The sequence below is a fragment of the Rhizobium sp. SEMIA 4085 genome (assembly GCF_013004495.1).
Lineage (GTDB): Bacteria > Pseudomonadota > Alphaproteobacteria > Rhizobiales > Rhizobiaceae > Rhizobium > Rhizobium gallicum.
Window position 1 is genome coordinate 1 of the sequence record NZ_JABEPH010000164.1, and the last position, 12583, is coordinate 12583.

Annotated in this window: 11 protein-coding genes and 2 pseudogenes; 8 read left to right on the plus strand and 5 right to left on the minus strand. The window is 61.2% G+C overall.

All coding sequences use genetic code 11. From position 1 onward, the window contains the following. A pseudogene (locus C9413_RS17235) lies at positions 1–409 on the minus strand (extensin); the annotation flags it as partial. A 279-nt stretch (positions 410–688) separates the two neighbouring features. Between C9413_RS17235 and C9413_RS17240 the strand changes: the two are divergent. Further along, positions 689–2824 carry a TonB-dependent receptor gene (locus C9413_RS17240; protein ID WP_039845513.1) on the plus strand — a complete coding sequence of 712 codons (2136 nt, stop codon included), beginning with the start codon at positions 689–691 and terminating at the stop codon, positions 2822–2824. Between the two features lie 270 nt (positions 2825–3094). Further along, entirely contained in the window at positions 3095–5275 is a 2181-nt protein-coding gene (locus tag C9413_RS17245) for an anthranilate synthase (RefSeq protein ID WP_170250679.1), read from the plus strand. 43 nt (positions 5276–5318) lie between these two features. Here the strand turns inward: C9413_RS17245 and C9413_RS17250 are convergent, their stop codons facing one another. Together C9413_RS17250 and C9413_RS17255 are read right to left on the minus strand one after the other, a co-directional pair. Continuing rightward, entirely contained in the window at positions 5319–5999 is a 681-nt protein-coding gene (locus C9413_RS17250; RefSeq protein ID WP_039845511.1) for a GNAT family N-acetyltransferase, read from the minus strand. Beyond that, a complete protein-coding gene (locus tag C9413_RS17255; RefSeq protein ID WP_039845510.1) occupies positions 5996–6484 on the minus strand; it encodes a MarR family transcriptional regulator in 489 nt (162 codons plus the stop codon). The genes C9413_RS17250 and C9413_RS17255 overlap by 4 nt, the downstream gene beginning before the upstream one ends. Before the next feature lie 214 nt (positions 6485–6698). On the opposite strand from C9413_RS17255, the gene emfA reads away from it, so the two are divergent. Next, positions 6699–7613 carry a CDF family cation efflux transporter EmfA gene (gene emfA, locus C9413_RS17260; RefSeq protein WP_039846856.1) on the plus strand — a complete coding sequence of 305 codons (915 nt, stop codon included), beginning with the start codon at positions 6699–6701 and terminating at the stop codon, positions 7611–7613. Then, positions 7613–8077, plus strand: coding sequence for a preQ(1) synthase (queF, locus tag C9413_RS17265; RefSeq protein ID WP_039845509.1), 465 nt, complete (start codon positions 7613–7615; stop codon positions 8075–8077). The genes emfA and queF overlap by 1 nt, the downstream gene beginning before the upstream one ends. Positions 8078–8092: 15 nt before the next feature. Here the strand turns inward: queF and C9413_RS17270 are convergent, their stop codons facing one another. Continuing rightward, on the minus strand, positions 8093–8857 hold the full coding sequence (locus C9413_RS17270; protein ID WP_039845508.1) for a DUF2076 domain-containing protein: 765 nt from the start codon (positions 8855–8857) through the stop codon (positions 8093–8095). Positions 8858–8942: 85 nt separating this feature from the next. After that, complete coding sequence (locus C9413_RS17275) at positions 8943–9683, minus strand: hypothetical protein (RefSeq protein ID WP_170250678.1); 741 nt, start codon at positions 9681–9683, stop codon at positions 8943–8945. A 162-nt stretch (positions 9684–9845) separates the two neighbouring features. Here C9413_RS17275 and C9413_RS17280 point away from each other — a divergent pair, with 162 nt between their 5' ends. The 4 genes and pseudogenes from C9413_RS17280 to C9413_RS17290 form a co-directional block, all read left to right on the plus strand. After that, positions 9846–10433 carry an ATP-dependent Clp protease proteolytic subunit gene (locus C9413_RS17280; protein ID WP_039845507.1) on the plus strand — a complete coding sequence of 196 codons (588 nt, stop codon included), beginning with the start codon at positions 9846–9848 and terminating at the stop codon, positions 10431–10433. A gap of 251 nt (positions 10434–10684) precedes the next feature. After that, positions 10685–11869: a benzoate/H(+) symporter BenE family transporter gene (locus tag C9413_RS17285; RefSeq protein WP_039845506.1), complete on the plus strand. Its 1185-nt coding sequence runs from the start codon at positions 10685–10687 to the stop codon at positions 11867–11869. Positions 11870–11913: 44 nt separating this feature from the next. Beyond that, positions 11914–12039, plus strand: a complete 126-nt coding sequence (locus C9413_RS34235; protein ID WP_267285061.1) for a hypothetical protein — start codon at positions 11914–11916, stop codon at positions 12037–12039. Between the two features lie 155 nt (positions 12040–12194). Next, positions 12195–12583, plus strand: a pseudogene (locus C9413_RS17290) (2-isopropylmalate synthase); the annotation flags it as partial.

Here is a 12583-nt window from a genome sequence, read left to right on the forward strand (position 1 = left end):
GCTTGTCGCGGCCCCAGCCGTGGCCGTTCTCGATTCGCGGTATATCCGTGAAGCCGGCGCCAAGCGCCTGCAATTGCCTCACGCATTCCGAGTGATCGGCGTCGCTTTCCGCTTCGATGGTCAGGTTCTGAGCTTCCAACGTGCCGGGCGCCGGCGGGCCGAACTTCTCCGGCTTCTTGTCCTGCGGCTTTGCCGCCTCCGAAGGCGTCTCGTTTTGAGGGGCGGGCGTGCTCTGTGCATCGTTAACGGTTGATGGCCTCGGTTCGGGGGTTGGCGCCGTTTCTGCTGGTGTTTCGGCTTCGCCGGCAATCTGCGGCTTTTTGTGCGGGATGGGACCTTTGTCTGGGAGGCTTGCGCCAGTGAGGATAATCAGGGTTGCGGTGACCGCTGCAATTGCGATGTTCTTCAAGCTTCAACCGTCCATGTCTGCCGATGGAAAAGGGGCAACGCACGAGGGCGGATTTCGTTGCAATTTCGCAACGTCATGGGACATCCTTAAAACTTGATAGTTTAATTCAAGATAAATCGAGCGTTAATATTGACAACTAAACTCATGTTTTTTATGCGGCAGAAAGTAGGCGGAATGTTGGGTCCCGCCGCAAATCCGAAAAGCCTAGCCAGCCCCTCGAGCGCCTGACGCGCACCGACCAGCCAGCCCGGTAGCTATTCATCCTAGAGGGTTGGTTTAATGATTGTTCGCAATTCGCGCGCCATTCTTTTGGCTTGCACTGCTCTGTTCGTCTTTGGCGCTGGGTTCCCGGCGTATTCGCAAAGCCAGGAAGAGGAGGCGGCTTCCCAAAAGACGGATCGCGTAACGCCGCTTAAAAAGATCGTCGTCGGTGCGGGGCAGCGCAAGATCGCCATCGATACGCCGCAGGCCGTTACCGTTCTCGACCAAAAGGATATCGATGACCTCCAGGCTGAAACGATCGGCGATATCTTCAAGGATGTGCCTGGCGTCTCCATTGCCGGCAGCGACCGTGTCTTCGGCGAGGCGTTCAATATCCGCGGCATCGGCTCCACCGAGGATTCCGCCGACGGCTCGCGCATCGTGGTGAATGTGGACGGAGCCCAGAAATTCTACGAACAGTACCGGATGGGATCGTTCTTCTCGGACCCTGAACTCTACAAGTCCGTGGAGGTGCTGCGCGGGCCGGCCTCTTCAACGCTTTACGGCGCCGGTGCCCTCGGCGGCGTCATCAACTTCACCACCAAGGATGCTTCCGACTTTCTGCAGGAGGGTTATGACAATGCTCTCAGGCTCAAGAGCAGCTATGAAACAAATGGCAACGGCTACCTCGGCTCGTCTATTTTCGCGCACCGCTTCAACGAAGGCGCCGAATTCCTCGCCATGCTGAACAAGCGTGGGTCCAGCCAATTCGAGTTGGGAGACGGCACCGACCTGTCGGGCTCCGACTTCCAGTCGTGGTCAGGACTTGCCAAAGGGACCTTCCATTTCGGCGATGGCGACGAGCAGACGGTGCGCTTGTCCTATCAGCATTGGGACAGCGATGCGAACGACCAGGACTATGCACAGACCGGCACACAGGCCGCATTCGGTACTGTCGACCGCCATGTAGTCGATGATACCGCGGTACTGAGCTACGAAAATCCCGTCAGCGACAATCCGTGGCTCGACCTCAAGGCCAGTCTCTCATTCTCTGATACTTCGGTCGACCAGAGCGATGGAACTCTCGGCGGTTTCTCGAACATCATCGACGCCGATTACGGCTACCGGACATGGCAGGCCAAACTCCAGAATACGTCCGAGTTCTCCGGCGAGAGCTGGGTCAACTACCTAACCTACGGCACCCAACTGAGCCATCAGGACCGCACCGCGGATTCGCCGCTTGCGACCAGCCCGACGCCCGGTGCGATCGCCACACATCCCGAGGGCACGGACAACAAGGTCGGACTCTTCGTGCAGAACGAATTCGTCTATGACGAGCGGCTGACCATCATCGGCGGCGTTCGCGGCGACTTCGTCTGGAGAAAGCCCGGCGATTCCACGGCGACTTTCAGCAATGCCGTCGACGTTAACGATCAGGCTTTCTCGCCCAAGCTTGCCGCGCATTACAAGCTCACCGACGAATTCGGCGTTTTTGGATCGATTGCCCACACGGAACGTCTGCCGACGTTGGATGAGCTCTACACCTGGAGCAAGGGAACAAGCCTGGACCTCAAGAAGGAAAAGTCCAACAACTATGAAGTCGGCTTTACAGCAACACGGGATGACATATTCCAGGCGGGCGACAACATCAGTTTCAAGACGACCGCCTTCTACAATGACCTGGAGAATCTCATCGCTACGACGGGCACGGGCGCGTCCTCCTATTTCTACAATGTCGGCAAGGCCCGCATCTATGGCGTCGAGGTCGAAGGGGCGTACGAATCGGACTACGCCTTCGCCAGGCTTGCCTATACCGGCACGCAGGGCCAGGATCGCAGCGATGGGGTGAACTACAACAAGCCGCTGCCGACCGTGCCGGCCCACAAGATCGCCTTCACCTTGGGCGGCCGGCTTCCCGAGCGTGACATCGAATACGGCACCCGCGTAACGCATGCCTTCGAGGCGCAGAACAGCGTCCGCGGAACGGCTGCTTCCTCCGGTTCCACGCCCAACCATCTCGTCGTGCCGGCGCCTGATTGGACGACCGTGGATATCTTCGCCTCCTGGAGACCGCAGAGCGGTGAGATGCAGGGATGGCAGGTCCAGGCCAGCGTCAACAATCTCTTCGATCAATACTATCGGGAAAACACGTCTAACGATTACGCCAAGGGGCGCACGTTCAAGATCACTTTGAGCAAGCAGCTCGATTGGTAGTCCGACTTAGCGGGTTCGCTTCAACTGGTGCCAGCCGGCGAAAGCAACCCCGCTTAAAACCACTCTTGCGCTTGCCCCCATCTCACGCTAACAATCCTCCCATGAAGACGTCGTTGAACATTGCTGTTTGGTGGTGGGCTCGCTGAGGCGGCCTCGACCAATCGTGTTCAAAGACGACGAGTGAGCCGCCCGAGACTTCGAGGCGGCTTTTTTTGTCTTTAAGGCCGCGTGTCGTCCGGGCCCCGATAACGGAGTGGAAAAAGGGGCGCGATCCTCAGGGACGATGGTGCGGAAATCTACGAGACGAGGGGCGGGGTCACCGTTACCCGGCAGCGCAGGGCGATCCCCTATGCCGATGCCGTGGTCTCCTATGTCGACAAGCTCGATGAGCGTCGCGGCGCGGTCTTTTCCTCCAACTACGAATATCCGGGTCGTTACACGCGCTGGGACACGGCCGTCGTCGATCCGCCGCTCGGCATCTCCTCTTTCGGGCGCGACCTCTGGATCGAAGCTTATAACGAGCGCGGCGAAGTGCTGCTCGGCTTCGTGACGGAGCGGCTGAAGACCGTTGCCGAGCTGGAGCTTGGTGCTGCCACCGCGCGCCGCCTCGATCTCAAGGTGAAGATGCCCGATCGCGTTTTCACCGAAGAAGAACGCTCGAAGATGCCGACAGTCTTCACCGTTCTGCGCGCGGTCACCGACCTCTTCTATTCGCAGGCGGACGCCAGCCTCGGCCTATATGGCGCCTTCGGCTACGATCTCGCCTTCCAGTTCGATGCGATCAACCTGAAGCTCACGCGCCCTACCGATCAGCGCGACATGGTGCTCTACCTGCCGGACGAAATCCTTGTCGTCGACAACTATTCCGCCAAGGCCTGGATCGACCGCTATGATTTCGCCAAAGACGGCCAGACGACCGAGGGCAAGAAGGGCGAAATCGCGCCCGAGCCCTTCAAGCAGACGGACGCCATTCCGCCGAAGAGCGACCATCGGCCGGGCGAATATGCCGAACTCGTCGTCAAGGCGAAGGAAAGCTTCCGCAAGGGCGATCTCTTCGAGGTCGTTCCGGGACAGAAATTCATGGAGCGCTGCGACAGCAAGCCTTCGGATATTTCCAAGCGATTGAAGGCGATCAACCCGTCGCCCTATTCTTTCTTCATCAACCTCGGAAACCAGGAATATCTGGTCGGCGCCTCGCCGGAAATGTTCGTGCGCGTTTCGGGCCGCCGCATCGAGACCTGCCCGATCTCCGGCACGATCAAGCGCGGCGATGACCCGATCGCCGACAGCGAACAGATACTGAAGCTGCTCAACTCCAAGAAGGACGAATCCGAGCTGACGATGTGCTCGGACGTCGACCGCAACGACAAGAGCCGCGTCTGCGAGCCGGGTTCGGTCAAGGTCATCGGCCGCCGGCAGATCGAGATGTATTCGCGCCTCATCCACACCGTCGACCATATCGAGGGGCGTTTGCGTGATGACATGGATGCCTTCGACGGCTTCCTGTCGCATGCCTGGGCCGTCACCGTCACCGGTGCGCCGAAGCTCTGGGCAATGCGCTTCATCGAAAGCCGTGAGAAGAGCCCGCGCGCGTGGTATGGTGGGGCGATCGGCATGGTCGGCTTCAACGGTGACATGAACACCGGGCTGACGTTGCGCACCGTGCGCATCAAGGACGGCATCGCTGAAGTCAGGGCAGGGGCGACCCTTCTCAACGATTCCGACCCGCATGAAGAAGAAGCCGAAACCGAACTGAAGGCCTCCGCTATGCTTTCTGCCATCCGCGATGCCAAGACCGGCAACGCCGGCAAGATCCAGCGCGACGTTGCCGCCGTCGGCAAGGGCGTCAACATCCTCTTGATCGACCATGAAGACAGCTTCGTCCACACCCTGGCCAATTACTTCCGTCAGACCGGAGCGACGGTTTCGACCGTGCGCACGCCGGTGCCTGAGGAGATTTTCGACCGGCTGAACCCGGACCTCGTCGTCTTGTCGCCGGGACCTGGCAATCCGAAGGATTTCGATTGCAAGGCGACGATCAAGAGGGCGCGCGCCCGCAACCTGCCGATCTTCGGCGTCTGCCTCGGCCTGCAGGCGCTCGCCGAAGCCTATGGCGGCGAGTTGCGCCATCTGGCGCTGCCGATGCACGGCAAGCCGTCGCGCATCCGGGTGCTGGAGCCGGGTATCGTCTTCTCGGGCCTCGCGAGAGAGGTGACGGTCGGCCGCTATCACTCGATCTTCGCCGATCCCTCGACCCTGCCGCGCGATTTCATCATCACGGCGGAAAGCGAGGATGGCACGATCATGGGCATCGAGCATGCGAAGGAGCCGATCGCCGCCGTCCAGTTCCACCCGGAATCAATCATGACGCTCGGCGGCGACGCCGGCATGCGGATGATCGAGAACGTGGTGGCGCATCTGGCGCGCAGGGCGAAGACGAAGGCGGCTTGAGCGAACGCCCGCACTTCGGCCGCTTCGCTGTTGGATCGGCCGTTTATGCTCGGCGTTTGACGACGCGCAGGTTCATGTCGGACCGCAGCCTGAAGCCGAGCGACCCATAGAGGCCGATTGCCGGCGTATTGTTCGCATAGGCATGCAGATACGCCGTTTCGCCCCGGGCGGCGATCTCGCCGGCGACAAAACGAAAGAGCAACGTTCCAAGCCCGCGCCGCTGGAATTGCGGATGCGTGCAAAGCCCGCTGAGTTCCGCAAAGCCGGTCTGCCGCAGCCGCTGGCCGGCCATGGCGATGAGCCTGCCTTCAGCCTTGATCCCCCAGAAGGTGCCGAGGCTCTGCGCCCGCCGCGTGAATGGACCGGGCCTGGTCAAGGTCGCAAGTGCCAGCATCTCCTCGGCGTCGGCCTCGCTCAGCGGCTGTATGCGTGAATCCGTGATCCTCTCATGCGGCCGTTCGGCGATCATCTGGACGGCTAAAGCCTCGGAAACAGCAGCCAACCCGCGTGGAATGGCGATCGGGCCGGCTTCGACAAGCAGCATCGTTTCGTCGGCTTCCGCGAGGTTTTCCAATGCCTCGAGACTTTCCGGCGTCTCATCAGCCGAGGCTGCGAAAGGAACGATGGACGGCGGGTATCGCCGGGCTCTCTCGTTGCCTTCGGCGAGGCTCGCATGCGCGGTGTCGAGCGCGCTCCAGATCGGACGGTCGAGAATATGTCTCATGTCGTTTCCTCCTTCGCGGCGCGGCGGACGAGGGCAGCTTCGGCAAGACGGTCCTCGATGGCGGCGAGCTGCGCGAGGATCGGCCCGTTCAGATCGCCACAAAGATCGGCGACTGCCGCCGAAATCCGCGGCCACACCGATTGTTTCGAGTAGTCGACGAGTTCCTGTCCCTTCCGGGAGAGCGAGATCAACCGCCGCCGCTGGTCGTCAGGTGCTGCCTGCATGTCGACCAAGCCCAATTCCAGCAACTGGCTTACTGTCCGCGTGGCGCCCGGCTGCGTGATGCCGACCGCCTGCGCAAGCTCGCCGATCGTCAAGGGGCCGGCGCGATCGAGTGCTGCGAGAAAGGGATACTGGGCAGCCTGTATGGCGATGCCGTATTCTTCGATGATCTGCTGGGTATCGGCCTGCAGACGCTCCCCGATGCGGCGGAAACGGCTGCCCATGCACAGGAAACCGAGGGTTCGCACGACATCGTCAACCACAGGAAATCTCCCCAATCAATCACCAGTTATATAACGCGTTATGCAATATTCGTCAATCAACACCGCGGGCCTCCCAGTTTGACAAAATACCGATAATCCCCCATATCCCCCGCATTGGCCGCCTGCGCGATTTTCGCGCGGGCGGTTTTGCGTTTGAATGGGCCAGATGCTGCAATTCATTCGCATCCGCACCGAGGCTGGCAGGGTGATCGATATGGACGGACAAGGCAATCTCGCGGTTCGGCGGCTGGCGCTTTGGGGCATTCCGCTGTCGCTTGGTGTCATGGGACTGAAGATGGCAGCGTGGTGGGTCACCGGCTCCGTCGCGCTGCTTTCGGACGGTCTTGAGTCGACCGTCAATGTCGTTGCCGCCTTCATTGCCTATTTCGTCATTCGCTACGCGCAGAAGCCGGCTGATCACGATCATCCGTTCGGGCACCACAAGGCCGAGTATCTCTCGGCGGTGACCGAAGGCGCGCTCATCGTGGTCGCCGCGCTTTTGATCGTCAAGGAGGCGATCGGCCATCTGGCGGCGCCGCGCATGCTTGACGCCCCTGCGCTCGGCCTCGCGATCAATTTCGCCGCGGGCGTGATCAACGCCGTCTGGGCGCAGCTGCTGATCCGGACTGGCCGGAAACACCGCTCGGCGGCGCTCGCCGCCGACGGCCAGCATATCATGTCGGACGTCGTGACCTCCGTCGGCGTGCTGATCGGCCTGCTTCTGGCGATCGCGACCGGCTATCCGATCTTCGACCCGGTGCTTGCAATCCTGGTTGCCGTCAACATCCTCTATCAGGGCTGGAAGGTGATCTCGCATTCGATCGGTGGGCTGATGGACCAGGCGGTGGAACCGGAGGAAGAGGAGGCGATCAAGCAGGCGATCGCCACGCATGCGGCGGGCTCGATCGGCGTTCACGACCTGAAGACCCGCCGGGCGGGGTCTGTCACCTTCGTCGATTTTCATCTTGTGGTTCCGGCCGCAATGCCGGTAAGGCAGGCGCACGATATCTGCGACTGCCTTGAAGATGCCATCCGCGCGGTGCATCCGGGCGCCAGCATCGCCATTCACGTCGAGCCGGAGGGCGAAAGGGCCCATGGAATCCGCGTCAAAGTCGTAAAGGACGTCTAATGCCGAAAACCGATGTTTCCAGCCTGTCGATGCTGGGAAAAGAGACCGAAACAGCAAAGTCGCCGGAAGAGGCGGTGCTGGAGAAGGTGCCGTCGAACCATGCGGGCACCGACTACGTGGTGCGCTTCACCGCGCCGGAATTCACCTCGCTCTGCCCGATGACCGGCCAGCCGGATTTCGCCCATATCGTTATCGATTACATTCCGAACGAATGGCTGGTGGAGTCGAAGTCGCTGAAGCTCTTCCTGCATTCTTTCCGCAATCACGGCGCCTTCCATGAGGATTGCTCGATCTATATCGCCAAGCGGATCGTCGAACTGCTCGATCCGAAGTGGCTACGGATCGGCGCCTATTGGTATCCGCGCGGCGGTATTCCGATCGACGTCTTCTGGCAGACAGGCAAGCCGCCGGAAGGCGTGTGGCTGCCCGACCAGGGTGTCGGGACCTATCGCGGCCGCGGCTGAGGCTCAGGCCGATCATCAGACATCGAAACTGTCGTCGCCGGACTGATCGCCAGCGACGTCGTCATCATTGTTGTCGTCGCTGCTGTAGTCGGCCTGCCGGATGTCATTGTTGTTGTTGTCATCGGCAACCTGAGGGTTCTGATCGCCATAGTAGTTGTTGTTGACGGTCTCCTCGGCGGGGGCGCCGGCATTGCCTGGATTGCTGCCGGAAAAAGGCGAGCCCCAGCCGAGCGACGACATATGATTGCCGAAGATGCCGCTCAACGAATTGGCAAGCAGCATGCCGCCTGCCACGCCGGCAGCCGTGCCGAGCGCGCCGCGAAGGAAGCTGCCGCCAGCCGACGGCGCGCCGGGTTGCGGGTTCCACGGGCCGCTCGGCTGCTGTTGCATCGGGCGGACGGGTTCGTCGTAACCGCGATCCTGATGGATGGTCTGGCGCGGCGCATTGCCCCAGGGATCCGAGGTCGGTGCCGGCTGCTGCGCCTGGCCGGTGCCGAAGATCGAGCTCAAAAAACCGCCGCCCTGTTCGGCCTGGTGATGTTGGCTTTCGCCGGCCTCGAGCTGGCGGATGCGCTCTTCCAGTTCCTTGATGTGGTTGGCGGCCGCTTCAAGACCCTTTTCCTGAACGATGACGGCCTGCGCCAGATAATAGGTCGTATAGGGCTGCTCGCGTACGCCCTTTTCGATGAAGGCCTCCGCTTCGCGCTCGCGCGGTGTCGCGGCGGCGGTGCGGATCCTGTCGAAGAGGCCGGCCAGCAGTTGGCGTTCTTCCGGTGACATAGCTGTTTCCTTGTGTCTTTCGTGCGGACATGGCCGCCTGAGGATGAGGTAGGAACGGATTTCGGCTTTTCAAAGCCGCGGCGCGTTACATTTCGGTAAGGCGCTCAGGACTGCCCCAGACGCGCAGTGGGCCGAGCGACGTAAAGCCAAGCTCCAGCGCATCGCTCAAATCATCGCCGTGTTCGTAGCCGACGATCGGCATGCCGGGGAAAATCTCGGCCGCCTTCTGCACCAGCCCGGCGCGTATGGCGCGGTCTCTCTTTTTGATGGCAAAGACATTCGAGTGGCCGACCACATGCGACTGGCGATTGAGAATGCCGCCGCCGCAGAGCGCTTCGCTCTCGAAGGCGGCAAGAAAGGCGATATCCGCATTGCGCAGCAAAGGTTCAGCGAAGATCGGCGTTGTCTGCGGCGGTTCGCCGGCGCCCCAGGCTCTTCCCCAAAGCTCGAGTTCAACCGCCGTTGTGATCCGCTTCCATGTCAGGGACTGCTCTTTCGGCGCATGAATCTCAACCGCCTCGATGCCGATCCATTCGGCCTCGAACAAGATTTCGAAACCGAGAGGAGTAAGGGTGAGCGCCGCGTAGCTGTCCTTGACGCCCCAGCCGCCTTTTCGCGAGCGGATCAGCACAGCTATCGCTTCCTCCTGCTCGCGCGCGCTGCCAGCACCCGTCAGCGTTATGACGTCCGGATAAAAGGGCGGCGTGCCCTGGCGGTGAAGCCACAGGGTTGCGGAAAATTCGCCGGGCACGCCTTGTGCCTGACAGACGGAATTGCACCAGAGCGCATTGTTGCGGACAGCCGCGCGCAGCATTTCCGATGTCATTTTCGCCTCCGCTTTCGAGCTCCCAGGCAGAATGCGAGCATATCGCCGGTTTGTCATAAGAATATCTTCACCCGTTCCGTGCCTTGTCTTTTTACCGCATTGTTTTACCCATTGAGTCGCACTATGTGCGAGGAACCCGATTTGGAAGTAAGAGAGGTTCGAATGAACGACGAAGAACAAGACGACGACAAGACGAAGGAGCTGCCGCTCGGCAAGGAAACGGAGGCGAATCTTTTCAAGTCGCGTTCGATCTTCATCTACGGGCCGATCAACCAGGAAATCGCCCAGAAGGTCTGCTCGCAGCTCGTTGCGCTTGCTGCAGCTAGCGACGAGGACATTCGTATCTATGTCAGTTCGCCCGGTGGTCACGTCGAATCCGGCGATTCCATCCATGACATGGTCAAATTCATCAAGCCAAAGGTCTGGATGATCGGCACCGGCTGGGTCGCCTCGGCCGGCGCACTGATTTACGTCGCGGTACCGAAGGAACGGCGTCTTTGCCTGCCGAACACTCGCTTCCTGCTGCACCAGCCGTCCGGCGGCACGCGCGGCATGGCCTCCGACATCGAGATCCAGGCACGCGAGATCATCAAGATGAACGAGCGTCTGAACAAGATCATGGCGGCCGCCACTGGCCAGTCGATCGAGAAGATCGCCGCCGACACTGACCGCGACTACTGGCTTTCGGCAGAGGAAGCCAAGGCTTACGGCCTGGTTTCGCGGATCGTAACGTCGCAGAGCGAGATCTGATTTCTCTTCGCCCCGGTGGGGAGGAGGCGGGCTGAAGGCTCGAATGAGGGGGCGGCGCGGCAAGCGTTGCCCCTTTTTCTTGGTAAGCAGCTGGTGTTTGCACCGAACTCAAGGATCGCCCGGCTCGGCCGGCCGCCACATCTCCCTCACGAGCAACTTCTCGCTGAGAAAACCATAAGGCGGGCATCTGGACTTGCGCGACTCCATTCAATGGGGCTCCATGCAACTTTTCCAGTCATCCGAGACGCGCCATGCTCAAAGACTTTTCCGTCCAGGCCCTGTTCATGGGCGTCCTCACAGCCTTTGTCGGCTTTGCCAGTTCCTTTGCCGTCGTGCTGCAAGGATTGCAGGCAGTGGGCGCAACGGATGGGCAGGCGGCCTCGGGGCTTATGGCGCTGTCGATCTCGATGGGCATCTGCGGCATCGTGCTGAGCGCGGTAACACGGCTTCCCGTCAGCATTGCCTGGTCGACGCCGGGCGCAGCACTTCTTGCGAGCACCGGCGCGATCGAGGGTGGGTTCGATGCCGCCGTCGGTGCCTTTTTGATCTGCGCGGTGCTGATCGTCGTCGCCGGCCTCTTCAAGCCGCTTGGCCGCGCGGTCGCCGCGATCCCGGCGCCACTTGCCAATGCCATGCTTGCCGGCGTGCTGCTCGGCCTCTGCTTCGCGCCGGTAAAGGCGATCGCCTTTAATCCGCTACTCGGGCTGCCCATCATTCTCGCCTGGATCGTCGTCGGCGCCTTCAGGCGGCTCTGGGCAGTGCCCGCCGCCCTCGGCGTCTTCGCGCTGGTGCTGACATTCGGCATCGACATTCCGGACGGAGCGCTGGCCTCGATCGGGCGGTCGCTTGTGCCGACAATCGAGATCGTCCGCCCGGTGTTCAATCTTGCGGGCCTCGTTTCGGTCGCGCTTCCGCTCTTCATCGTCACCATGGCATCGCAGAACATTCCGGGCATCGCGGTACTGAAGGTCAATCTTTATGATCCGAAGCCGGGGCCGCTCTTTGCCGTCACCGGCTTCTTTTCGGTTCTTTCCGCGCCCTTCGGCGGCCATGCCGTCAATCTGGCGGCGATCACGGCTGCGATGTGTGCGGGGCAGGACGCGCATGCAGATCCGCAGCGACGTTATTGGGCGGCGATGATCTCCGGCGCCGGCTATGTGGTGTTCGGACTGCTTGCCGGCGTCGTGACAGCCTTTGTGGCTTTGGCGCCGCCGATCCTGATTCAGGCAGTCGCAGGGCTGGCCCTCGTCGGCGCCTTCTCCGGATCGGCGATGGCCGCCTTTCAGGCGCCGGAATCGCGCGAGGCTGCGGCGATCGCCTTTCTGGTGACGGCATCGGGAGTTTCCTTCGCCGGCATTTCCGGAGCGTTCTGGGGGCTCGTGGCCGGCGGGTTGATGCTGGCGCTGTCGCGTTTCGTTCAGGCGGCAAGAAAGTAGGCGGGGGGTTGCCGTTTTTTTGTTCGGCAGCTATAAGCGCAGGCATGAAGACCAATGGCGCAAAGATTTCCGACACCATTGTCCGCGGCCGCGTTGCCCTGCGTGACAATACGCGCGCCCTGACGTCGCTTCTTCTCCTCGGCCTTACGCGCGGTTGCCGGGTCCTTTGAGGAGCGCCCGGCGGCCGAAAGCCCGCCGGCCTATCGCTCCTCGCGACGAATTCCCTGAATTCCAACATAGACCAACAAGGTCCGCATTTGCTGTCGCCAAGCCCGCCACGATGGGCTAAGACGCGGGGCAAATTGCCGGGACGAGGAAGAAGACAATGGACGCGAAGACGCAAAATCCCGCAAAAGGCATGCAATCCGCAGGTGTGAAATACCGCCCGTACCCGCAGGTGAACATTCCCGACCGCACCTGGCCCACGAAGACGATCAGCAAGGCTCCGGTCTGGTGCTCTGTCGACCTTCGCGACGGCAATCAGGCGTTGGTGGACCCGATGGGCCATGACCGCAAGGCTCGCATGTTTCAGCTGCTGCTCGACATGGGCTTCAAGGAAATCGAGATCGGCTTTCCCTCCGCCTCGCAAACGGACTTCGACTTTGCGCGCTGGTGCATCGAGGAAGGAAATGTGGCGGACGACGTTTCGCTGCAGGTCCTGGTTCAGTGCCGCCCTGAACTGATTACCCGTACCTTCGAGGCGCTGCGGGTGGC